Origin of the sequence: Rhizobium hidalgonense (genome assembly GCF_005862185.2) — a bacterium.
GTDB lineage: Bacteria > Pseudomonadota > Alphaproteobacteria > Rhizobiales > Rhizobiaceae > Rhizobium > Rhizobium hidalgonense.
On record NZ_CP054027.1, the window covers coordinates 2,464,403 to 2,487,678 of the forward strand.

22 protein-coding genes and 1 tRNA gene are annotated in these 23,276 nt (G+C 62.6%); 4 read left to right on the forward strand and 19 right to left on the reverse strand.

The features are described 5' to 3' along the window. Window positions 1-69 precede the first annotated feature (69 nt). The 3 genes from FFM81_RS11840 to FFM81_RS11850 all read right to left on the reverse strand — a co-directional run bounded on the left by FFM81_RS11840 (window position 70) and on the right by FFM81_RS11850 (window position 1,997). Window positions 70-154 (reverse strand) — tRNA-Leu (locus tag FFM81_RS11840). Window positions 155-306: 152 nt separating this feature from the next. Beyond that, window positions 307-897 (reverse strand): GDYXXLXY domain-containing protein, encoded by a 591-nt coding sequence (locus tag FFM81_RS11845; RefSeq protein ID WP_003573519.1) that lies wholly within the window; start codon window positions 895-897, stop codon window positions 307-309. Continuing rightward, window positions 894-1,997: a DUF2157 domain-containing protein gene (locus FFM81_RS11850; protein WP_003573520.1), complete on the reverse strand. Its 1,104-nt coding sequence runs from the start codon at window positions 1,995-1,997 to the stop codon at window positions 894-896. Before FFM81_RS11850 ends, FFM81_RS11845 begins: the two co-directional genes overlap by 4 nt. An 845-nt stretch (window positions 1,998-2,842) precedes the next feature. On the opposite strand from FFM81_RS11850, the gene FFM81_RS11855 reads away from it, so the two are divergent. The 3 genes from FFM81_RS11855 (at window position 2,843) to trmFO (ending at window position 4,968) form a co-directional block, all read left to right on the forward strand. Then, on the forward strand, window positions 2,843-2,989 hold the full coding sequence (locus FFM81_RS11855) for a DUF1127 domain-containing protein (RefSeq protein WP_003573522.1): 147 nt from the start codon (window positions 2,843-2,845) through the stop codon (window positions 2,987-2,989). A 301-nt stretch (window positions 2,990-3,290) separates the two neighbouring features. Continuing rightward, on the forward strand, window positions 3,291-3,434 hold the full coding sequence (locus tag FFM81_RS11860; protein ID WP_003573524.1) for a DUF1127 domain-containing protein: 144 nt from the start codon (window positions 3,291-3,293) through the stop codon (window positions 3,432-3,434). 100 nt (window positions 3,435-3,534) lie between these two features. Next, window positions 3,535-4,968 (forward strand): methylenetetrahydrofolate--tRNA-(uracil(54)-C(5))-methyltransferase (FADH(2)-oxidizing) TrmFO, encoded by a 1,434-nt coding sequence (gene trmFO / locus FFM81_RS11865; RefSeq protein WP_003573526.1) that lies wholly within the window; start codon window positions 3,535-3,537, stop codon window positions 4,966-4,968. Window positions 4,969-4,976: 8 nt separating this feature from the next. Here trmFO and FFM81_RS11870 read toward each other — a convergent pair whose 3' ends face one another. The 5 genes from FFM81_RS11870 to yajC form a co-directional block, all read right to left on the reverse strand. Then, window positions 4,977-5,444: a hypothetical protein gene (locus FFM81_RS11870; RefSeq protein WP_003573528.1), complete on the reverse strand. Its 468-nt coding sequence runs from the start codon at window positions 5,442-5,444 to the stop codon at window positions 4,977-4,979. 72 nt (window positions 5,445-5,516) lie between these two features. Next, on the reverse strand, window positions 5,517-6,374 hold the full coding sequence (locus FFM81_RS11875) for a phytoene/squalene synthase family protein (protein ID WP_003573529.1): 858 nt from the start codon (window positions 6,372-6,374) through the stop codon (window positions 5,517-5,519). Between the two features lie 3 nt (window positions 6,375-6,377). Continuing rightward, the gene (locus tag FFM81_RS11880; protein ID WP_003573530.1) at window positions 6,378-6,764 is read right to left on the reverse strand and encodes an Mth938-like domain-containing protein; all 387 of its coding nucleotides are present in this window, start codon (window positions 6,762-6,764) and stop codon (window positions 6,378-6,380) included. 4 nt (window positions 6,765-6,768) lie between these two features. After that, the gene (gene secDF / locus FFM81_RS11885; RefSeq protein WP_138384347.1) at window positions 6,769-9,309 is read right to left on the reverse strand and encodes a protein translocase subunit SecDF; all 2,541 of its coding nucleotides are present in this window, start codon (window positions 9,307-9,309) and stop codon (window positions 6,769-6,771) included. A gap of 45 nt (window positions 9,310-9,354) precedes the next feature. Beyond that, entirely contained in the window at window positions 9,355-9,702 is a 348-nt protein-coding gene (gene yajC / locus FFM81_RS11890) for a preprotein translocase subunit YajC (protein ID WP_003573534.1), read from the reverse strand. 202 nt (window positions 9,703-9,904) lie between these two features. Between yajC and FFM81_RS11895 the strand changes: the two genes are divergently transcribed. Next, window positions 9,905-10,777 carry an ATP-binding protein gene (locus FFM81_RS11895; protein WP_003573536.1) on the forward strand — a complete coding sequence of 291 codons (873 nt, stop codon included), beginning with the start codon at window positions 9,905-9,907 and terminating at the stop codon, window positions 10,775-10,777. 54 nt (window positions 10,778-10,831) lie between these two features. Here FFM81_RS11895 and FFM81_RS11900 read toward each other — a convergent pair whose 3' ends face one another. From FFM81_RS11900 to FFM81_RS11950, 11 genes are all read right to left on the reverse strand, one after another. Further along, window positions 10,832-12,424, reverse strand: coding sequence for a peptidoglycan DD-metalloendopeptidase family protein (locus tag FFM81_RS11900; RefSeq protein ID WP_003573538.1), 1,593 nt, complete (start codon window positions 12,422-12,424; stop codon window positions 10,832-10,834). A gap of 139 nt (window positions 12,425-12,563) precedes the next feature. Continuing rightward, entirely contained in the window at window positions 12,564-13,217 is a 654-nt protein-coding gene (locus FFM81_RS11905; RefSeq protein ID WP_003573541.1) for a protein-L-isoaspartate(D-aspartate) O-methyltransferase, read from the reverse strand. Beyond that, window positions 13,214-13,987, reverse strand: a complete 774-nt coding sequence (gene surE / locus FFM81_RS11910; protein WP_003573544.1) for a 5'/3'-nucleotidase SurE — start codon at window positions 13,985-13,987, stop codon at window positions 13,214-13,216. The genes FFM81_RS11905 and surE overlap by 4 nt, the downstream gene beginning before the upstream one ends. Before the next feature lie 4 nt (window positions 13,988-13,991). Continuing rightward, window positions 13,992-15,275: a serine--tRNA ligase gene (gene serS / locus FFM81_RS11915; protein ID WP_003573546.1), complete on the reverse strand. Its 1,284-nt coding sequence runs from the start codon at window positions 15,273-15,275 to the stop codon at window positions 13,992-13,994. A gap of 99 nt (window positions 15,276-15,374) precedes the next feature. Next, the gene (gene tatC / locus FFM81_RS11920) at window positions 15,375-16,202 is read right to left on the reverse strand and encodes a twin-arginine translocase subunit TatC (protein ID WP_003573547.1); all 828 of its coding nucleotides are present in this window, start codon (window positions 16,200-16,202) and stop codon (window positions 15,375-15,377) included. Then, complete coding sequence (gene tatB, locus FFM81_RS11925) at window positions 16,199-16,810, reverse strand: Sec-independent protein translocase protein TatB (RefSeq protein WP_138384348.1); 612 nt, start codon at window positions 16,808-16,810, stop codon at window positions 16,199-16,201. The genes tatC and tatB overlap by 4 nt, the downstream gene beginning before the upstream one ends. Window positions 16,811-16,860: 50 nt before the next feature. Further along, on the reverse strand, window positions 16,861-17,052 hold the full coding sequence (locus tag FFM81_RS11930; protein ID WP_003538990.1) for a twin-arginine translocase TatA/TatE family subunit: 192 nt from the start codon (window positions 17,050-17,052) through the stop codon (window positions 16,861-16,863). A 183-nt stretch (window positions 17,053-17,235) separates the two neighbouring features. Then, a complete protein-coding gene (scpB, locus tag FFM81_RS11935; protein ID WP_003573552.1) occupies window positions 17,236-17,952 on the reverse strand; it encodes an SMC-Scp complex subunit ScpB in 717 nt (238 codons plus the stop codon). Next, window positions 17,949-18,806, reverse strand: a complete 858-nt coding sequence (locus FFM81_RS11940; RefSeq protein WP_003573554.1) for a segregation and condensation protein A — start codon at window positions 18,804-18,806, stop codon at window positions 17,949-17,951. The genes scpB and FFM81_RS11940 overlap by 4 nt, the downstream gene beginning before the upstream one ends. A gap of 48 nt (window positions 18,807-18,854) precedes the next feature. Then, window positions 18,855-19,868 carry a beta-N-acetylhexosaminidase gene (gene nagZ / locus FFM81_RS11945; protein ID WP_003573557.1) on the reverse strand — a complete coding sequence of 338 codons (1,014 nt, stop codon included), beginning with the start codon at window positions 19,866-19,868 and terminating at the stop codon, window positions 18,855-18,857. A gap of 115 nt (window positions 19,869-19,983) precedes the next feature. Then, window positions 19,984-23,223, reverse strand: coding sequence for an SPOR domain-containing protein (locus FFM81_RS11950; protein WP_138384349.1), 3,240 nt, complete (start codon window positions 23,221-23,223; stop codon window positions 19,984-19,986). Window positions 23,224-23,276 lie beyond the last annotated feature (53 nt).

Genomic DNA, 23,276 nt, shown 5'->3' on the forward strand with positions numbered 1-23,276 from the left:
CCCAAAGGGGAACGGCGCTCGCTTCCGGGTATTCGGGACCACTATCTCCGTCTCCCGCTGCAAACAGCTTGGTGCGGGTAGAGAGACTTGAACTCCCACGCCTTGCGGCACCAGAACCTAAATCTGGCGTGTCTACCAATTTCACCATACCCGCGTTCACAAAACCGCATGCCTATGCCTGCGCATGAGGCCTTCCGGAGCGCGGCGTCTCTATATCACCCGATTTGGTCGAGGCAAAGGAAAAATGAACGGCAAATGACAGGGATTTGCGGCCCGCAAACCGCCCTCTCCCGAAGTGCCGCCGGATCAATAGAGCGGCTCGTCGTAAACCGGCTTGTTGTCGACGAGAAGACCGCGAATCTGCGCGCTTCCATCAGGCGAGACGCGTACTGATATGGCGACATTGCCGCCGTTTCGGGCCTCCTCGATCGGCTTTCCCTCGCCTTCGGGAACGTAATAGCGCTCGATGCCGTATTCGACGCGGATGCTGTCGCCGGCGGCAAGTCCGCCACTATAGAATGGCTGGCTGCGCAGGATCACGGTCTCCGGCAGCGGCGGCAGCCCGTGAAAGGACGATTCGATCACCGTCCAGAAACCGTCCTCCTGCTTCTTCAACCGAACCCATAACGTGCGCTCGCCGGGCTCCGCCGGAATGCCGCCTGAGACCGTCTGCACCGGCACCGAGGAAATGTCGTAGTTCAAGACGACATAATCGCCGCGAAGGAAATCACGCGGATCGACGGGCGCCGTCTTCAGCAGCACCTCGGCACCGCTATTGAGGATCGACGCGCGGCTCTGGATGATCGTGCCGAGGATCACGGTCTGAAGGCCGGCGACGATGATTGCCGAAAGCACATAGCCTCTGCCGGATTGCAGCCTTGCCAGGAGCGAGTTCATGCGCGCTCCCCCTGTGCATTCGCCGAAAACCGCCGTTCGAGACGGATGACGAGCCAGGCAACCAGCGCCACCACCAGACCGGAGAACAGGAACAGGCTCGACGTGCCGAGAATCGAGCCGACCGTGACGGAGGCGAGATAAAGCATTTCGGCGGCAAAACTCATGTAGGCGAGATAACGCACCGCACCGTTGTCCCTGCCATGCAGGGCGATCGCCAGCACGGACGCGGCAAGCGTCGCCACTCCAAGCACCACCAGCCGCCAACCGTCCTCGATTTCGATATGCAGCAGCAGGAAACCGATTGCCGCGACGAGGAAGCTGTAGAAGGCCGGGGCAGCACCGGCGGTCCTGACCAGGGAAGCGATGCGCGGGAGCGGCAACGCCGCCAGGACGACGGCCGCCATGCCGCCGACGGCGAAGGCGAGCGCAACGGCGATCTCCTCATATAGAGTATAGAGCCAGGCGAGCCAGCCGATCAAAAGCAGATAGGCGAGATGGCGGGCCCGCTCGGCGTCGGTATAGCGCACCAGGGCGATTGTGATCGCCGCCATGACGGGCGCCATCCAGGGATCGAGGCCGACCCAGTGCGTGTCGTAATTCTGGAGGTAGACGGCAAAGGACGCCCAGGAGAGGAAGCCGGCGACGACGGTCACTGCGCCCGAACGGAACAGGATTGCCGAGATGGTCGCGATGGCGAACCAAAGATACATCACCGTCTGCTCGTCGCCGGAGAGATGATACATCTGCCCAACCAGCGATATGGCGCCGCCGAAACTCATGGCGCCGATGACCAGCAAGCCGCCTGCGGCCGCTGTCGCACCGCGGCCAAGCATCAACGCGGCGGCGATGTGCACCACCCAGATCAGCCCCAGGATAACGCCGACGCGGACAAGGCGTGGGATGGCCTCCCAGTTGGAGGCGACGACCAGCAGGATGGCTGATGCAAGCAGCACCGCTGCCAGCGCCATCAGCACCCTGCCGAGGCTGAAGCTTGCCGGGCGACCGTCATATTCGGCGAGAAGCGTGGTCGCCGTTTCCTGGCCCAACAGGCCTTTGCCCACCCAGAGCGAGAGATCCCGCTCCAATCTGCCGCGATACATGCTCCCACCCCTTATTTTCGCGACGCTCATTCCAGCGCTGCGCTTCCGTCGTTATAAACGTCCTCACGACAAATATACAAATTCCTCATTGGTCTAAATTGGGGCGAGTATTAACCGGCCGCTAACGTCATTAGTGCTATTGTAAGGGTATGCTGGAGAGGTATGCGCTAAGGGCATATCCCTCATGAATTTATTGCACTGCAGAAATCCAATTAGTCATACTATTTAAGAAGTCATCGAAGCAGGGGATGGCGCCCCGCCCGGCTCTGCCGGATGCCCGCGGATGGATGTCCGCGACGAGATTCGCAGCCGCGCGCTCCTCCTCCCAAGCGCACTGCGATAAGGCTGGCAACCCTCCTCCTCCCAGTTGCCAGTCACCATAATGCGCCCGCCGGATCCTCCCCCGGCGGGCGTTTTATTGAGCAAAAATGCAATCAAAACATTTAGCGCTCTCAGGATTTCGGGGATTTGGCCCCGTCGTGCGAGCCTGCCGCCTCACCGGCCCCACCGAGGCTGCCCATAAATGGGCGGCCTTCGATCCGACGCGAAACGCCTCTTTACGGTGGACGCAGGCGGCACCATGGAGGGAGCAGCGTCTTGGAGCACGGGCAACTGTGCAGGGCGCCAAACCAGATTGCCTTCCTGAGAACCATTCTGCCTAATCGTTGACCAAAAAGCGGCGAGTCCTAGTCAAACACCCTGTGAGCGTTGCACAATTCGCATAGGTGATCTGAAAACTTGGCTGTTTTCCTCTTTCGCGCCGCAACATATATTCCGGTCATCAAATAGAGGTCAGCGCCGATCAGTGGCTGCTGGCAGATCAAACCCTCAGAAAGGGGCTTAACATGAACTTCTCTCGCTCTTTCAATAACTGGCGCAAGTACCGTCAGACCATCACTGAACTCGGCCGCATGAGCAACCGCGAATTGCACGACCTCGGCATCGATCGTTCGGACATCCATCGCGTCGCCCGTGAGGCTTCCTCCCGCTAATTCAAGGCGATCGCTGCTTCCTCCCAAGCCGTTCGTCCTCGATCGAAACGCCCGCTGTACCCACAGCGGGCGTTTTCTTTGTCGCTAGGCACTGCCGCGTCGGTTGCACGGCATTACCCGCTTCCTTAGCCCGCTCAAAAAATATCCATCGCTTAATTGGCATGCATCACATTGCACAATTGCATAGCAGACGCCTTTTATTTGCACTGCACAAAAGCACTGATATCGCCTATATAAACATCAACCGCAGAGAGATAGGCGATCCCGCCATCCAGCGGACATTTGTTTGAGGAAAAAGACAATGAACCCGATCCGCATTGCAAAAAGCTGGCTCAGCTACCGCCGTACGCTCAACGAACTGGGCGGCCTTTCGAACCAGACCCTGTCCGATATCGGCGTCAGCCGCTACGACATCCGCAATATCGCATCCCGCTCGTTCCGCTAATAGCGGGCCGCTAGCGCGATGCTTCCAAGACGGCGCCCTCAGGCGCCGTTTTTGATTCCGAGGTGTTGGATCGCACCTGCCGACATGATATCAGCCCGGAATGAACACGATCTCCTCCTATTCCCCTATCCACGTCGTCGGCGGCGGGCTCGCCGGTTCGGAAGCCGCCTGGCAAATCGCCAGTTCCGGCGTTCCCGTCATCCTGCATGAAATGCGCGGGGTGCGCGGTACGGATGCCCATAAGACCGACGGTCTTGCCGAACTGGTCTGCTCCAATTCCTTCCGTTCCGACGACGCGACCAGCAATGCCGTCGGCGTCATCCATGCCGAGATGCGCATGGCCGGCTCGCTGATCATGGCCACGGCGGATCGGCACCAAGTGCCGGCCGGCGGCGCACTCGCCGTCGATCGCGATGGCTTCTCCGAGGCGGTGACCCGGGCGATCGATGACCACCCGCTGATCACCGTCGTGCGCGAAGAGATCACCGGCCTGCCGCCGAACGACTGGGATCTTGCCATCGTCGCCACCGGACCGCTGACGGCGCCGTCGCTTGCCAGCGCCATCCAGGCGGAGACGGGAGAGGATTCGCTCGCCTTCTTCGACGCCATCGCGCCGATCGTCTACCGCGAGAGCATCGACATGGATATCTGCTGGTATCAGTCGCGCTACGACAAGGTCGGCCCCGGCGGCACCGGCAAGGATTACATCAATTGCCCGATGGACGAAGCGCAGTACAATGCCTTCGTCGACGCGCTGATATCAGGCGACACGGTGGGTTTCAAGGAATGGGAAGGCACGCCTTATTTCGACGGCTGCCTGCCGATCGAGGTGATGGCCGAACGCGGCCGCGAGACGCTGCGCCACGGTCCGATGAAGCCGATGGGGCTGACGAACGCGCATAATCCGACGGTCAAGGCCTATGCCGTCGTACAGCTGCGCCAGGACAATGCGCTCGGCACGCTCTACAATATGGTCGGCTTCCAGACCAAGCTGAAATATGGGGCGCAGGCGGAAATCTTCCGGATGATCCCAGGTCTGGAAAATGCGGAGTTCGCCCGCCTCGGCGGCCTACACCGCAACACCTATATCAATTCCCCCACCCTGCTTACCCCGTCGCTGACTTTGAAATCGCGGCCCGGCCTGCGTTTCGCCGGCCAGATCACCGGCTGCGAGGGTTATGTCGAAAGCGCCAGCGTCGGGCTGATGGCCGGCCGCTTCGCCGCCGCCGAACGCAAGGGCGAGGCGATCTCGCTGCCGCCGGCAACGACGGCGCTCGGCTCGCTGCTCGGCCATATCACCGGCGGGCATATCGTCACCGACGAGGAGCCGGGCAAACGCTCGTTCCAGCCGATGAACATCAATTTTGGGCTGTTTCCGGAGCTTCAGCCCGGTTCGATCGTCAAGCCCGAGGGCGTCAAGCGCTTCCGCGGCAAGGATAAGACGATCATGAAGCGGCAATTGATCGCGCGCCGCGCGCTTGCCGACTGCGCCGCCTGGCTCGGCCAGAATTCCCCGCTTGCCGACAGCGCCTGATTGGCGGTTTAGTGCTTGTTCGCCGCCGAAATATGGTTGGACGGCAGATCCTTATCCGGCTCGGCGATATAATTGCCGAGCAGCCAGAGCGCGACTTCCGAGGACTCCTTGGCGGAAGCGAATTCGAAATCGCCGTTTTGGTGAGGCGCATCGAGGAAATCGATCACCAGGCCCCTGCCCGTTTGCGAGCTGACCACGCGCACGCGGCCCGGCTCGATCAGATGGCAGGCGAAGTGGCGCGACATGTTGCGCATGAAGCCCGCCTTATTGTCATGCAGGCGCACGAAGATCGCCTGGCCGTTCTCCGTCGCCTGCAACTGGCGGATCGCCTCGTTCGGAAAGGCGCGGCCGAATTCAATGATGGCGAGGCCCGTGTCATGCAGGCCGTCTTCCTTGTTCTGCGCGGCCAAACGCGTTGCCACGAAGGCAAAGAAAATGACGATGGCGAAAAGAACGCACCAGACGATAATGCCCACGCCGAGTCTCCGTTCGAAAGGGTAGCGGTTCAAGCCTTGTAACGCGCGAGACTTGCGCGAGTTTGACCCGCGTCAGATTTTTTTCCGGCTCGCCGAGAGCGCCATGCTGAGCTGGCGGCGCCATTGCGGCGGCTGCAGCGTCCGGTCGAACAGGACGGCGCCGAGCTTCTGCGCCCTGAGAAGCACCGGTTCGGCAAGCGTCGCCGGCAGGAAGGCCGGAAAGACCCTGGGCGTGATCGGCCCTGCCGCCCTCGCCTTTGCCAGATGTTCGCGACCGAGGCCGGCAAAGGCCTCGATGGCGGCGGAGATGCGCGGCCTGTCTTCGCCGGCAAGGAAGGCATCACGGTTAAGACCGGTGGCGGACAGGATCTGCAGCGGAATATAGACCTGGCCGCGGCGGCGATGCAGCGGCATTAGCAGCAACAGGCCGGCGACCGCCTGGGCCACACCGGCATGGCCGGCGGCATCGGCGGATCGTGCGGCTTCCTCGGGCGACAGCACGAGGCTTGCGAGCTGAATGAGGGCCGATGCCGTCTCCCCGGCATAACCTTCGAGCGACAGACGCGTTTCCATCGGATCGTCGTAGAGGTCGAAGGTCCGGGCCTCGATCATGTCGATCAGCGTCTTGCGCGGCAGGCGGTGCGTTTCGACCGCCGTCAGAAGTGCGGCGGCGACGGGATTGGCAGCCGTTGAACCATGGGCGCTGCCTTCCAGCAGATCGCGCCAATATTGCAGCCTGACCTCGCCGGGCAGCGGCTCGTGCACGAGATCACGAATGCGGGCAAGCTCGGCGTTGAAGGTGTACAGAGCGGCAAGCGCGCCGCGCTTGTCATCCGGCGACAGCAGGCAGGCAAGGTAGCGATCACGATCGCTGTCGCGCAGCATCGCCAGGCAGATCTCCTGGTTCGTCGCAGTTTTCGCTTCAGCCATTGGTCAGACCGCGATCAGTGCCGCGGCGACGGCGCGCTGCTCGGCCAGCATGATATTGAAAGTGCGTACCGCTGCGCCCGTGCTCATCGGATCGGAGGCGATGCCGCGCGATTTCAGCGCCTGCTTCAATTCTTCCGGCAGGCGGCGAAGCTCGGTTCCGGTCCCGACGAGCAGAACCTCGATATCATCAGCCTCATCAAGCACCCGCCGGAAATTTTCCGGTGACAGCGGTTTCGACATGTCCATGTCCCAGCCGTGAATGCCGGAGGGCAGGCAAAGGATCGAGCCGCGATGCGACATGTCGGCAAAACGGAAACCGCCATTGCCGTAAGTATCGATCGGCGCGCGCCCGGGAAAATGCGCGGCGCGGATTTCTATGCCTTTTGCCATGTTTTCAAACCACCGTGCCGGATTTTATACCAGCATCCGTCTTGTTGCTCTCTTCCTCGTCGGGGCTCGCCGGCCGCAGCCGGAAGACGATCAGGACAGGAGCGGCGATATAGATCGAAGAGAAGGTGCCGAGAGCGACGGCGAAGAGCATCGTAAAGGTGAAGGAGCGGATAACCTCCCCTCCGAAAAGATAGAGCGCGAGCAAGGCGAGCAGCGTCGTCGCCGCGGTCAGTATGGTGCGCGACAGCGTCTGGTTGATCGACGCATCGATCAGGATCGGCAGCGGCATCTTCTTGTATCGCTTCAGATTCTCGCGCATTCGGTCATAGACCACGACCGTGTCATTCAGGGAATAACCGACAACGGTCAGCAAGGCGGCGACGCTCGTCAGGTTGAATTCCATGCCGGTCAGCACGAAGAGACCGAGCATGATGATGACGTCGTGCAGCGTGGCAATGATGGCGCCGACCGCAAACTGCCATTCGAAGCGGATCCAGATGTAGATCAGGATCGCCGCCAACGCTGCCAGCACGCCGAGCGTCGCCATCATCGTCAATTCGCCGGAGATCGCGGGGCCGACGACCTCGACGCGGCGAAAATCATAATCCTCCTGGAGTTCGCCGCGCACCAGCGTCGCCGCCGACTGCTCGGCATTCTCGCCGCCGCCCTGGGAGGCGATGCGGATCCGCGCATTCGACGGGCCGCCGGTACGCTGGACGCTGATCTCACCGAGATTGAGATCGTTGAGGCGTGATTCAAGATCGGCGAGGTCGGCATTGCCTTGCTTCGCCGTCACCTCGATGAGCGAGCCGCCGGTGAAATCAATGCCGAGACGCAGGCCGGCGGTGGCAAAGGCGGCCATGGCGATCAACGAGATGATCGCCGAGGCGGTAAAAACGTAACGCCGGATCCCCATGAAACGGATATTGGCGTGTTCGAAAAGATGGGTCAGAACGCTCTTCGGCAGATGCCGGGGATGGCGCCCTTTCAGCCAGATGGCAACGATCGAACGCGTCAGCGTGAAAGCCGTGAAGACGGTCGCCAGAATGCCGACCGCCAGCGTCACCGCGAAACCGCGGATGGATTCGCTGCCGAGGAAAAAGAGGATGATGGCGGCGATGAAAATCGTGACATTGGCATCGACGATGGTTGCAAAGGCGCGCTGAAAACCGCGGCTGACGGCGTCTGCAAAGGAGTGGGCGGTTCTCTCCTCTTCACGGATACGCTCGTAGATCAGAACGTTGGAATCGACCGCCATGCCGACGATGAGCACGATGCCGGCAATGCCGGGCAAGGTGAGGGTCGCGCCGGCAAGGCTGAGCACTGCGATAATGAAGATCAGGTTGAAGACGAGCGAGACGACGGCGATAACGCCGAGAATGCGGTAGAGCACGATCATCAGTGCTGCGACCAGCACGACGGCGACGAGGCCGGCAACGAGGCCGGAGAAGATGGAGTCGGCGCCGAATCTCGGACTGACGCTGCGCTCCTCGACGCTCGTCAGCGTCGCCGGCAAGGCGCCGGCGCGCAGCATGATCGCGAGGTCGCGGACGCCATCCTCGGAGAAATTCGCCGAAATCGCGCCCTCGCCGCCGGTGATCGCCGCATCGATGCTTGGCGCCGACATCACCTGGTCGTCGAAGACGATGGCAAGGTGCTTGCCGATATTCTGCCCCGTCACCTCAGCCAGCCGCCGCGTGCCTTCGGCATCGAGGCGGTAGGCAATCGATGTATCCTGGGTCTGCGGATCGACGACCGGCTCGATATCGACCATGTTGCTGGCGTTGGCGAAAGCCGTGCGGTCGACAAGATAGGGGACCGGCGGATCGTCAAGCGAATAGAGCACCTGCGATGTCGCCGGCCAGCGGCCGTTCAGCGCCTCCTGCCCCGACATGCTTGCGTCGATCAGATGAAAGGAAAGCTTGGCCGTCTGGTTCAAGAGGTTCTTCAGCCGCTCCGCATCAACCGATCCCAGCACCTGCACGACGATCCGATCGGCATCATCGGGGCGAACGAGGAAATTTTCATAGCCGAAGCCAGCGATTCGGCGGCTGACGATATCGAGTGACCGCGTTCGGGCGGAGGCGACGTCGGAGGTGATGCCGGCGTCGGAAATCTGCAGCGACAGTTGTCCCTCTTCGCCCTGCTGCAGCGCGATGTCAGGCCCGGAACGTCCGCCGGCCGTCGTCAAAGGCTTCAGAAGATCGACCGCCTTCTGCGTCTCAGCCGGATCGGTGATCCGGACGGTGACGGTCTGGTCGTTGCCGGTCAGCCCGGTATAGCGGATGCCGGCGCCGCGCAGCGCGTTGCGCACATTGGCGACCACTTCTTCCAAGCGGTCCTTGACGATATCGGAACGCTCGACCTTCAGAACGATATGCGAACCGCCCTGCAGATCGAGACCGAGCGTCACGCGGTCGTGCCGCAGCCAGCCTGGCAGAGAGGAACGCTGCGCTTCGCTCAGCAGATTGGGCGCAGCGATGATGATGGCCGCAAACGCGGCCAACCAGATCAGAAGTGTTTTCCAGCGGGAAAAATGCAACATTCTCTCGACGATCTTCCGATCCGGCGGTGCTGCCGTTATCGCTTGTTACGCTGCGTCGGCCTTGACGGGTTCACCCTTGACGCGCACATCCGAAATACCGCTGCGGACGATGCGCACACGAACGCCATCGGCGATCTCGACTTCGACTTCCTTGTCGTCGATGACTTTGGTGACCTTGCCGACGAGGCCGCCGCCGGTGACGACCTGGTCGCCGCGACGGATCGCCTTCAGGGTTTCCTCACGCTTCTTGGCCTGTGCGCGCTGCGGGCGGATCAGCAGGAAGTACCAGACGACCATCAGCGGCACGAACAGGATGATCATTTCGAAACCGGAACCGCCGAAACCGGTTGCGGTGTCGGTCGCGCTCTGGGCGAATGCCGGGGTGATGAACATGCTAAACTCCTCAGGCTTGGCGGCGGAACTCCGCCTTATTTTCAGGTTGCCGGACTATAATTACCGCTTCGATGAATGCAACAGAAACAGCCCGAAACAGTACCGATTCCGCTGCCTCATAACCTTTCCGCCGGCAAAACGCCATGCTACCCCGCATCGAAAGATAAAGTGGATTGCCGCAGCAAGAAATCAGGAGCTTGCGATGACCGAGGAAATCAACACCGCCCTGCTTGCCGAACTGAAACGGCTCGCCGATGCCGTCCAGCGCCTCGCCGGGCCGCCGCCGGCCGTCAACGATTGGGATGCGGCCGACTGTTTCGTCTGGGCGCCGTCTCGCCAGCACCTGCAGCCTGTGAACAAGCCGAACCGGGTGGCGCTGAAGCTCATCCGCGGCGTCGATCATGTGCGCGATATCCTGCATGAGAATACGGTGCGGTTCTCCGAGGGTTATGCCGCCAACAACGTGCTGCTCTGGGGCGCACGCGGCATGGGCAAATCCTCGCTTGTTAAGGCCGTGCATGAGGATGTCAGGCGCGAAAGCGGCGTCGCGCTGAAGCTGGTCGAAGTCCATCGCGAGGATATCGCCAGCCTCCCCACCCTGCTCGATCTCTTGAAGGACACACCCTACCGCGTCATCGTCTTCTGCGACGATCTCTCCTTCGATCACGACGACACCGCCTACAAGTCGCTGAAGGCGGCACTCGACGGCGGCGTCGAAGGGCGACCGGACAATGTGCTCTTCTATGCGACGTCAAATCGGCGCCATCTGCTGCCGCGCCACATGATGGAAAACGAGCAGTCGACGGCGATCAATCCGTCGGAAGCCGTCGAGGAGAAGGTTTCGCTTTCCGATCGCTTCGGTCTCTGGCTCGGCTTCCACAAATGCAGCCAGGAAGATTATCTCGGCATGATCGACGGCTATGCCGATTACTTCAAACTCGCCCTCGAGCGCGACAAGATGCATGCAGAGGCGCTGGAATGGGCAACGACGCGTGGCGCGCGGTCCGGCCGCGTCGCCTGGCAGTATATTCAGGATCTGGCCGGACGCATGCGCGTCCATATTGACAGAGGCTAAAAATACAAAAGCCCGGCGGGTGGCCGGGCTTTTGCGCTTCCTGGGACGCTATACCTATTCCAGGAAAGTCATCGGGTTGACCGGGGATGCATCCTTGCGCACCTCGAAATGGACCTGCGGCTGCTTAACGTCGCCGCTCATGCCGGAGACGGCAACCGTCTGGCCACGCTGGATCTTCTGACCGCGGGCGACGCTCAGCGTATCGGCATTGCCGTAGACGGTGACGGTGCCGTCGTCGTGACGGACGAGAACCGTGTTGCCGAGTTCCTTCAGGCCGTTGCCGGCATAGATGACGACGCCGTTTTCGGCGGCCTTGATCGGGGTTCCCTGCGGCACCGAGATGTCGATGCCGTCATTGCGGTTGCCGTTGACGTTGGCGCCATATGAAGCAATGACCTGACCGCGGACCGGCCAGCGATACTTGCCGATGCCGGTCGATTCCGGTGCGGCGGAGCTGACGTCGGACTTCTTCTCGACATCGTCGACCGTCTGGGTGGCGGCCGGCGCCTTGTAGGGTGCGGGCTCGACGGAGGCCGTTTGCTGGGCGGGCGCTGCCTGAGCCGGCTTCGGATCGACCTTCGCGGCCGGGATCGAGGCCGTCTTGATGTTGTCGGCTGTGCCGTTCGGGATCTTCAGCGCCTGACCGATCTTGACCGAGCTGGCCGACAGATTGTTGGCGGCCTTGAGATCGTCGATATTGGTGCCGGTCGCCTTGGCGATCTTTGCCAGCGAATCGCCTTGCTTGACGACATAGGTGCCAGCAGGCGCCTTCGGGTCCTTGCCGGCGCCGGCCGGAAGCTTGCCGGTGGAATCGGCGCTCGCCATGGTCTTGTCGCGGGCGGAATTGGCGCCAGGAACGACAGCGACGTTCTGCTCAGGCGCCTTCACCGGTTCCGGCATCTTGCCGGGCTTGGAGAGGTCGGCCGCCTGCGATGCCGACTTGGCGGCATTGCCGCCGTTGAACGTCGGGATCAGGATCGCCTGGCCGGGCTTGGCCGCAGATGCGGTCTTCAGGCTGTTGACGCGCAGGATTTCCTTTTCCGGGACGCCGAAGCGCCTGGACAGCGTGGCGATGCTTTCACCCGGACGCAGCGTCACGGAAGGCGCGTTGGTCGCGGACCAGCCGGAGACCTTCGGCGTCGTGCCCGTCGCCAGAGGATCGGGCGTCAGCTTCGGCGCGGCCGGGGCCACCAAACGAGGCTTTTCAGCCTGAGGCGCCGAAGGGAAAGGCTGGGCGAGCGCGACTTCCCTTTCCCGCTGCCGGGGCGGCGCAACGGCCGTCGGAGCTGCAAGATCGGAACGCTGCACCGCGACCGGCGCGGAGGCCATACGGGCGCTCGACGTGCGGACCGGATCATAAGTCTGATTCGATGGATAAGGCTGGTTCAGTGCACCATTGCCGCCACCATATCCCGACTGGCTTGCAACGGCGGAGCCGCCGAGATCGGCGCGCGGCACCGGATCACCCTGGGCGCCGCCCCTGCGCGGAATGGAGCTGGTGGTGATCTGATCCTGCCCTGAGGAGGAAAACAAGCCGCCGAACCGTGTCACATCGGAACTGCAGCCTGTTGCGGCACTTGCCAGCAGACCCACAACCAGAAGATTACCGGCTGACTTCCCGAACTTCGGCGAAAGACTGAAACGCATTGACTCGACCCACTGAGAACGCAACCATTTGTGAGTCTATTAAAACGCGTTAGTATTACCACGCAGTTAAGATGCTGGAATCAGTGCGATATTTTTGAGAAGTTGATAACCATAGCTTACGGGTGAAAAATCGCAGTCGCTACAGCAGCGAGGCAAGCCGCGGAACGATCGGCAAATAAGGGGCTTCGAACAGTTCCTCGCGCTCGAACCGGCTGCCGGTTTTCGTCAGCCGAACCATGCGGCATTCATTCTCGGAGATCATCAGCGGGGCGATCATCGAACCGCCGGAAACAAGCTGATCGGTATAAAAGCGCGGCATCGCGTTGAAGGCCGCCGTCACCAGGATGCGGTCGAAGGTGCCCTCTCCCTGCATGCCGGCACTGCCATCGGCGTGGCGGATGATAACGTTACGCAGACCTAGCGATTCCATGCGCCGCTGTGCAGCCGATGTCAGCGTCTTGTAGCGGTCGATGGATAGGACACGCTCAGCCATGCGGCCCATGACGGCGGCGGTAAAGCCACTGCCGGTGCCGATTTCCAGGACGCGTTGTCCCGGCTTGAGCTTCAGGTGATGCAGAATGCGGACGACAAAATCGATGCCTTCCAGGAAGGAGCCGCATTCGATCGGGATCGTCCGGCTCGAATAGGCGTCATCGGAAAATTGCGGCGGCACGAAGAGCGAGCGCTGCGTCTGCTCGACCGCCGTCAGCAAATCGAGGTCGGAGATGCCTTCAGCGCGCAATCTGAGGACAAGCGCCGCAAAGCCCTCTTTCTCGGCCAGTCTTGCCGTCAAACCTGTGCTCCGTATCCCAGGGCCCGCGCCACGCGGTCCGTCACGGAATAATCGGTCAGATCCAGTTTCAAAGGCGTTACCGAAATCTTGTTATGCTTCAGGGCGTGAATATCGGTGCCTTCGATGAAGGCGCCGGCGCGTTCGCCGAACTTCAGCCAATAATAGGGAAACCCCCGGCCATCGGAGCGGGCATCGACCTGCAGATTGAAGGCGAGTTTGCCCTGCATGGTCACCTCGGCGCCGTCGACCTCGCCCGGACGGCAGTTCGGGAAATTGAGATTGAGGAACGTGCCCTCCGGCAGGTCCAGAACCATCAGCTTTTCCAGAAGAGCCGGCGCATGCGTCTCGCAGACCTCCCATGGCACAATGCGCGCGCCGTCCTCATAGAGATAGGCTTGGCTGAGCGCGAAGGAACGCACGCCCTGCATGGTGCCTTCGATGGCGCCGGCGATGGTGCCGGAATAGGTGACGTCATCCGCGACGTTCGAGCCTGAATTGACGCCCGACAGGACGAGATCGGGCTTGATGTCCATCACCTGCTTGATGCCCATGATGACGCAATCGGTCGGCGTGCCGCGCAAGGCGAAATGCTTGTCGGAAATCTTGCGCAGCCGCAAAGGTTCAGACAGGCTCAGCGAATGGGCCAGGCCGCTCTGGTCGGTCTCCGGCGCCACGATCCAGACGTCGTCGGACAGGGTCCGCGCAATCCGCTCCAGCGCGGCCAAGCCCTCTGCGTGAATGCCGTCGTCATTCGTCAGCAGGATGCGCATCGCCTCAGGCCGCCCGTTCGATCTTGGTCAATCCGCCCATATAAGGCAGCAAAACGTCCGGAATCGTGACGGAGCCGTCATCGTTCAGATAATTTTCGAGCACGGCGATCAGGCAGCGGCCGACGGCCGTGCCGGAGCCGTTCAGCGTGTGCACGAACCTGTTGCTCTTGTCGTCCTTGCCGCGGTAGCGCGCATTCATCCGCCGGCCCTGAAAATCGCCGCAGACCGAGCAGGAGGAAATTTCACGGAACGCGTTCTGCCCCGGCAGCCAGACTTCGAGATCGTAGGTCTTGCGCGAGCCGAAGCCCATGTCGCCGGTGCAAAGCGTCATCGTGCGGAAATGCAGGCCGAGGCGCTTCAGCACTTCTTCGGCGCAGGCCGTCATGCGTTCATGCTCGGCGATGGCGCGCTCGGCATCGGTGATCGAAACGAGCTCGCATTTCCAGAACTGATGCTGACGCAGCATGCCGCGCGTGTCGCGGCCGGCCGAGCCGGCTTCCGAACGGAAGGACGGCGTCAAAGCCGTGAAGCGCAGCGGCAGTTTTTCCTGGTCGAGGATCTCCTCGCGCACCAGATTGGTGAGCGTCACCTCGGCCGTCGGAATGAGATAGCGGCCATCCGTCGTCTTGAAGAGATCCTCTTCGAACTTCGGCAGATTGCCGGTGCCGAACAGCGCTTCAGCACGCACCATCAGCGGCGAGCTAACTTCGGTATAGCCGTGCTCGCGGGTGTGGAGATCGATCATGAACTGGCCGAGCGCGCGCTCGAGCCTGGCGAGCGGCCCAGTCAGAACCGTGAAGCGCGAACCGGAGAGTTTGGCCGCGCCCTCGAAATCCATATAGCCGAGCGCCTCGCCGATTTCGAAGTGCTCCTTGGGCGTATGGTTCCAGCGCGGCTTTTCGCCGACGGTGCGGGTGACGACATTGTCATGCTCGTCCTTGCCGACCGGGACGTCGTCGAAAGGGATGTTGGGGATGCGCGAGATCGCGTCGTGGAGTTCGGCCGTCAGTTGCCGGTCCTCTTCCTCGATCGCCGGCAGCAGCGTCTTCAGTTCGGCGACCTCGGCCTTCAGCTTCTCGGCAAGCTCGGCGTTCTTCTGGGCCATCGCCGCGCCGATCTCCTTGGAAGCGAGATTGCGGCGAGACAGCAGGTCCTGCACCTTCTGCACGGCGGAACGGCGCTTTTCATCGAGGGCAACGAGACTTTGGGCCAAAGGCTCCGCGCCGCGCTTGGCAAGGGCGGCATCGAGCGCTTCGGGATTCTCACGGATCCATTTGATATCGAGCATCGTCGTTCCAGGTCGTTGCAACAGAAATGACCCGGCCAAAGCCTGACCGGGCTTCGACCGGATGAGACGGCGTTCATGGAAGGATTTCCGGATTGCCGCTCAGACGCTGTCCGTCTTGGCAACGTCCGCGGATTCGGTGTCCTTTTCGACCGCCTGCCGGGCACGCTGGCGCTCCACGAGTCGCGCCGCATGGATGGAAATCTCGTAGAGAAGGATCGTCGGTATCGCAAGGCCGATCTGGGACATCGGATCGGGCGGCGTCAACACGGCGGCGACGATGAAGGCGAGCACGATGGCGAATTTGCGCTTTTCGGCGAGCCATTGCGACGTCAGCAAGCCGACACGGGCAAGCAGCGTGGTGATGACGGGCAGCTGGAAGACGAGGCCGAAGGAGAAGACCAGCGTCATGATCAGGCTCAGATATTCCGAAACCTTCGGCATCAGCGAGATCGCCACCTCGTCATGACCCGGCGCCTGCTGCATCGACAGGAAGAACCACATGACCATCGGCGTGAAGAAGAAATAGACGAGCGCGGCGCCCATCAGGAACAGGACCGGCGAGGCGATCAGGAACGGCAGGAAGGCCTGGCGCTCGTTCTTGTAGAGACCGGGCGCCACGAATTTGTAGACCTGGGCGGCAATGATCGGGAAGGCCACCACAAGGCCGCCGAACATCGCCACTTTGACCTGGGTGAAGAAGAATTCCTGCGGCGCGGTGTAGATGAGCTGAGCCTTCTCTACATCGAGATGGGCCCATTCGACGGCTGTCTTGTAGGGAATGACCAGATAGTTGAAGAGATGCTTGGCAAAAAAGAAGCATGCGATGAAGGCGACGAAAAACGCGCCGATCGACCAGATCAGCCGCGTGCGCAGCTCCATCAGGTGCTCGATCAGCGGCTGCGGCTTGTCTTCGATATCACCGCTCATGCCTCGTCCTTCTTCGTCTGCACCGGTGTCTTCAGCGCTGCGGGCTTCCTGGCTGTCGTCGTGCGCTTGGGCTTTTCGACAGGCACGGCGATGGCGGCCGCGGCATCGACCGCGTCGGCAGCCTTGACGCGCGGCTTGCGCACGGCCTTCGGCTTGGCGGCAACCTCATCGGCCTGGACAACCCCTGCTGCGACGGGTTCAGGCGGCGCAGGTACCGGCACCAACGGCGGAGTCTCCGGCAGGCTCATCGACGGTGTCGGCGCCGAAACGGCAGCCGGCGGCACTTCGGTCTTGTTTTCCGGAGCGGCGGACGCCTTATGCAGGTCTGCTTTGATCTCGTTGCCCATCTGGCGAAGCGGGTTCATCGCCTCGCGCAAGCTATTGACCGGGTTGAGCTTCTGCGCGTCACTAAGCGTCTGGCGGACATCGTCAAGCTCGGCCTCACGCAGCGCTTCGTCGAACTGCGCACGGAATTCACCCGCCACCTTGCGGGCGCGCTGCGTCATCTTGCCGAAAGCGCGCAGCATCGGCGGCAAATCCTTGGGACCGACGACCACGATCAGCACGACCGCGATGACCAAAAGCTCGGTCCAGCCAATATCGAACATGCAAGGCTCCTGGACGGGTAGCGCGGGGGCGGCGCTTTTCCCGGACTTGGTTACTTCGTTTCGTCGGCCTTGTGATCGACGGTCTTCGCCGTATCCGGCGCGTCTTCGTCCGTCATGCCCTTCTTGAAGCTTTTGATGCCCTTGGCGACATCGCCCATCAGTTCCGGGATCTTGCCGCGACCGAACAACAACAGCACGATGACCAGAACGATCAACCAGTGCCACATGCTAAAAGAACCCATTACCCTAACTCCCTGTTTCGATGTTCCCTCGATGTAAGGATTTCCGACACCGTTTCCAACATTCAAGCCAATTGAACTGCGCTTAATGTCACGGTATCGCCCTTTGTGACAAGCCATCGCCCGGTGGAAAAGTGATGGCCGGCATTGTTTTCGCCATGCATGGCAAAAGCAAGACGCGGCTCTTCAATCTTCGGAGGTGCCGCGCGGTGCCAGCAACCCAAGTTCCTCCAGATCCATCTGGGTGATCGGGTCCTCGTCCTCGGTCAACTCGTCGTTCATCAATGGCGAGGGAATATTGAAGTTTGCCGGAATTCGGCCCGACAGCAAGCCTGCGCCCTTCAATTCTTCGAGACCGGGCAGATCACGCAGCTCTTCGAGACCGAAATGGTCGAGGAAATCGCGTGTCGTGCCCAATGTCACCGGCCGGCCCGGCGTGCGCCGGCGGCCGCGGAACCGCACCCAGCCGGCTTCCATCAGCACGTCGAGCGTGCCGCGCGAGGTCTGGACGCCGCGGATATCCTCGATCTCGGCGCGCGTCACCGGCTGGTGATAGGCGATGATCGCCAGCACTTCCAATGCGGCGCGCGAGAGCTTCTTCACCTCATTGTCGTCGCGGCGGATGACGAAGGAGAGATCGGCGGCGGTGCGGAAGGCCCAGGCGCCCTCGATCTGCACGAGGTTGACGCCCCGCGGCGCATATTGCGCCTTCAGGCGCAGCATGGTGGCGCGCACATCGGTCATCTCGGGCAGGCGCTCGGCAAGGAAGCCTTCGGAGACGGGTTGCGAGGAGGCAAAGACCAGCGCCTCGGCGATGCGCTCAGCCTCGATCTCCGCCTGCAGGTCGCGGCTCCTGTCTTCGAAATCGTTCTTGAAATCCTCTTCGCTCTTCGGATCGATCAAGCCGGCTGCTCCTGCTCCACCACCTGCAGCGTGGCGTGTTTGGGCCCACGGCGCATGTATATCGGCTGAAAGGCGCCGTCCTGGCGGATTTCCAGCTTGCCTTCGCGCACCAGCTCCAGCGAGGCGGCAAAGGCGCTGGCAATCGCCGTGACTCGTTCCTCAGGCGCTGCGAGATAACGCAGCAGATAATGCTCCATCGCCGTCCAGTCGCCGACCTCGCCGATCATCTGGGTCAGCAGCTCGCGGGCATCGGTCAGCGACCAGACATTGCGCCTCTCGATCGTCACCTGAGTAACGGCATTGCGCTGGCGCAGCGCCGCATAGGCGGTCAAAAGATCGTAGAGGCTCGCCGCATAGGCGGATTGCTGCCGGTCGGGAATATGCTCAGGCGCACCGCGTACGAAGATGTCGCGGCCGAGGCGGTTGCGGTTGACGAGGCCTTCTGCGGCCTGGCGCATGGCTTCCAGGCGTTTCAGCCGGAAGGCGAGCGTTGCCGCCATCTCCTCGCCCGAAGGACCGTCATCCTTGATCTGCTGGGGTATCAGCAGGCGCGACTTGAGATAGGCGAGCCAAGCCGCCATGACGAGATAATCGGCGGCAAGCTCGATGCGGATACGCCGGGCGCTTTCGACGAACTGCAGATATTGCTCGGCGAGCGCCAGAACCGAAATGCGCGACAGATCGACCTTCTGGTTGCGGGCGAGATAGAGCAACAGATCGAGCGGGCCTTCGAAGCCGGCGACGTCGATCACCAACGCCGGCTCGTGGCTGGCGCGCTCGGCGCCGTTCTCCTGCCACAACTTGTCCATCGGCGTTGCCGCCTGCGGACGTTCCGTGCCCTTGACCGTGCTCACCACCCTGCTCCTCTACGATCACATCCCCTGCGATCACATCCTCTGCGATCACCCGATCGCAAACATCGCCTCGAATTCCGCCCGCAATTCCGCCTCATCGGCGGCATCCGGCGCTGTGAAGCCTGCTTCCACTGCTTTCGCGCGGGCAAGCGACGCGCCGGCCAGCGGGGGAACATTTGCCACGACACCCAGCATCTCGTCCATATGGCCATTGCAATGCAGCACGATATCGCATCCGCCTGCAATGATATTCGCCGCGCGTTCGCCTATCGTGCCGGAAAGAGCATTCATCGAGCTGTCGTCGGAGAGCAGCAGACCGGTAAAACCGATATGCTCGCGGATGACGCCGTCAATCACCTTGCGCGAGGTCGTCGCCGGATTGTCCGGGTCGATCGAGGTGAAGACAACGTGGCAAGTCATGGCCATCAACTCTTCCTTCATTGCGACGAAGGGCGGGAAATCCTGAGCCTCCAGCTCGTCGCGCGAAACGGTGACGACAGGCAGCTCCAGATGAGAGTCCGCAAAGCCGCGGCCGTGGCCCGGCATGTGCTTCATGACAGGCAACAGGCCGCCGGCCTTCAGCCCTTCGGCAGCCGCCCGGCCCATGGCGATGACGGTTTGGGGATCGCCTCCATAGGCGCGGTCGCCGATGACGTTGCTGCTGCCCTCCACCGGCACGTCGAGCACCGGCAGACAATCGACATCGATGCCGAGGCTCGAAAGGTCGAAGGCGTGCAGCCGCGACATTACCCAGGCGGCGCGCAGCCCAAGCGCCGGGTCACGGCGATAGAGATCACCGAGCGCCTGGCCGGAGGGATAACGTGAGAAAACCGGCGGACGAATGCGCTGAACGCGGCCGCCCTCCTGGTCGATCAGCACCGGCGCATGCCAGCCGACACTGTCGCGCAATTCGGCGACAAGATCGGCAATCTGCCCTGCTTCGGAGATGTTGCGCCCGAAGAGGATGAAGCCCCAGGGCCGTTCGCCCCGGTATAACGCTCTCTCTTCGGATGTAAGGGCAAGGCCGCTGCAGCCAAGGATCATCGCTTTTGATTCGGTCATAGCAGAATCATAGACGGCGCCCGGCCAAATGCGAGCAAGCTCGGGGGCGATGCACAAAAAAGAGCGGCGGACCGATCCGGCCCGCCGCTCCTGTTATTTCATTGAAACCTTAATGTTACTTGGAGATCAGGCAGCTTCCGCCCGCCGCGCGATATTGTTCGCAGAGCGCAGCCGCCTCGTCCTTGGAACCGGCCGGAATACGGACACGGTAGAAAGTGCCCTTCCCGGCGATATCGGCCCTGCGGATCTCATGGGCGCGGCCACCAAGCACACCGGCGAATTTCTTCGACAGATTGGCATAGGATTTGTTCGCCTCGTCCTGCGACGGCAGCGAGGCGATCTGGATGCCATAGCCGCCGGCGGAGGCGCCCTGCTGCGGCTGGGCGGCGGCGGGTGCTGCAGCAGCGACCTCCGTCGTCTTCGGCTGCTGGGCGGGTTTCGGCTGCTGTGCGGGAGCGCGAACGTTGCCCTTTTCGGTCACCGTGCCGACGACGTTGACGGGCTGGTCGGCCGGGCGCGCGGTCGGAACCGGAGCGGTATCGCCGATCGCCGTGGTCTTGACCGGACGCACCGGCGCATCGACCGGAGCGGGATTTGCAGCCTGCGCGGTTTCGGCCGGCGCTGCGGCGCGGGCATCGGCGGAGGCAACCTCGGCGCTCGTCGGGAAGCTTGCGGCCGTTCCGCCGACCGGCGGCACGGGCGAAGCAGATTGCGCCGATGGGGGCGTCAAGGCCGGCACCGGCTGAGCGGCTTGTGCAGACTGCGTTGCCGGGGCAGACGCTGTCGTCGGTGCAGCCGGCTGGTCGACGGGCGCCGGTTCCTCGCGGGCGACCAGCGTGCCGTCAGGCTTGACGATCATCGTGCGTACCTTGCGCGGCGAAACCGATGGCGTCTTGCCGGCATCGCTGGCGGCAGCGTTGTCGGCGCTGCTCTCGTTCGGCAGCAACCGCGGATCTTCCGTCTCACCGACTGCGGTCGGCGTGACCTGATCGCCGGCATTGGCGTTCTCGTCGTCCTCAGGCAGCGATTCCGGTGTCAGCGTGCGCTGGACAACATCGACCGGCGCCTCGTCGGAAGAAACCAGCGCCTTTTGCTTCGGCTCCTCGGCAGAGCCGGCAACACGATCGTAGACGGCCTTGTCCTGGTTCGGCACGGTCTTGCCGCCGGGATTTTCCGGAACGACCTTCACCGGCTCCTTGTCGGCAGTGATCACGCGCGGCTCGCCGGATGCGACGATGCCGAGCCCCTCGCCGTTCCAGACGGAGGAATAGACACCATAACCGACGCCGGCGAAGACCACGAGCACGACGGCTCCGGCCAGCAGCCGGCGCATCGACCGGGCACGGCTGAAATCGGCCGCCTGGCTTGCTGATTCGATGCGGACCTCGGAGGTCTCGCGACGCTCGACCGGCTCGCGCACGCTGCGGCGGAAATCCTCCTCCAGCGCCCGTTCGAAATCATCGAGGCCGTCGGCGATGGTCGGCTTGACCGGCTTTGCCGCGGCTGCGGCGGTATCGCGAACCGGGGCCGGCGTTTCCCGCGGCTTGGCCGGCTCGAAGAAGCTGGCGATCTCGGCGTCGAGATCGAAATCGAAATCCTGTGTTTTCGCGACCGGCGCGGGCTGCTCGACCGGCGGCAGCGCCGGCACGTGCATGTCCTCGACCGCCTCGGGACGATCCTCCGGATCGGAGATCATCGCTGGATCAAACGGCAGATCTTCGGTCGATTCGGCGGCAGTTCCCCAGTTGACGGTCGGAGCCGGAGCCTCGGGCTCAACGAAGGCAGGAGCAGGCCGCGGAGCGGCGGATGGCGCCTGCTGGAAAGTGGGATTTTGCGGCTCGGGCGAAAAACCGGCGGCGGGCCGAGGGGAGACGGCGGCGGCCGGCTGGGGGGCACGGACCGGCGGCTCCGGTTGCGGCGCGGGCTCAGCCGGCGCCAGCTCGGTTTCGGAGAAATCGAGATCGGCGAGTTCCAGCTCGATGCCGGCAAGATCCAGCTCGAAATCATGGCCAGCGAAAGGGTCGTCGGCTTCCGGCACAGGCTGCAGCGCCCGCGAATATGCCATTGCGGCCGGCTGGGGTGCGATGACCTCGGCAGGCTGCGGCGCGACCGGCCTTGCGGCTTCGGCGGTATAGACCGGCGCCGGCTCGACCGAAGCAGGCCGAACGGGGGCCGCGGTGGCCGGTGCTGGAGCGATCACCTGCGGCTGGGCAAATGCAGCGGCCATAGGAGTGGCAGCAACGGCATCAGCCTCGATCAAGTCGGCCTGCTGTGAAACGGGCGCCGGATTAGAGCGTTGCGGCACCGGATAACGCGAGACGTCGGCAAGCAGATCGTCGAGATCGAAAGTGCCGGCAGTGCGCGGAACTTCAGGCACGACCTCGGTCAGCGCCGCATCCGCCTGGATCTCGCCCTCGACGGCGGCGGCGATCAGATCGAAACCGGCATCGGATCCGAAATCTTCGAGTTCGTCTTCGATTTCGACGAAGTCTTCGGCCTCGGCAATCTGTTCCGACGCGATTTCGTCATGGCGATCGAGCTCGGCGGGGAAGCCAAGCGACGGAGACGCGGATTCGAATTCCTCGGACGGCTCGACAGCGACGACCGGAGCCAATTGCTCGACGACCGGGGCGGGCTGCTCGACCACCGGCTGCGGCTCTGCCGCGGCGAGATCGGCGGATGGCGCTTCAGCCACCGGTGCTGCGGCGAGCGCTTCGGCCACAGGCTCCGGCGGAACCACCGTTTCCTCGCGTTTGGCAGCGTGGAAATTGGCAAGCGGCAGCCTGATGCTGGCCGCCGACCATTGCGGCGCCTTGGGGGGCTGCGGTAGCGAAGAGACAGGAGCAGAACCGATCGACAGCTCAAGCTCCTCGATCAGATCGCGCGCACCGCCGAAGGCCGATTGCACCGGCGCGCCGGAAGCCGGCTCGACGGAAAGCTGCTGCGGCCAAGCCGCCTCATCGTCGGCGGGCGCATCCCAGTTGCCTGCGGCCGGCGCAGCATCTTCTTCGACCTCAACGGAGGCGACGGAAACCGGTTCGGGCACATCAGCCCTCTCGATGGCGGGAGACGCATCGAGAACGGGCTCGATGTAATCTTCAGGCGTCTCGTCATCGGAGATCGGCTCGGCGGGGCGGTCGAGCTCGGCGAGCGGACGGGGAGAATCGTAACGGTCGAACTCACGCCCAAGCTCGTCCTCGAGATCGAGGGCGGGCTCGTGCCGTGTTTCGGTCACCGTATTTGCTGCTACGCGCGGCTCGAAACCGACGATACGGGCAAGTTCGGCCAACGGATCATCGTCGGCAAACAGATCGTCTTTTCCGCGCGTATCATACGCAAGTTGTTTATCAGCCATGCCTATCCCACTCGCAAACGCCAACTCTGAGATGCCAGCGCATTGTGGGTAAA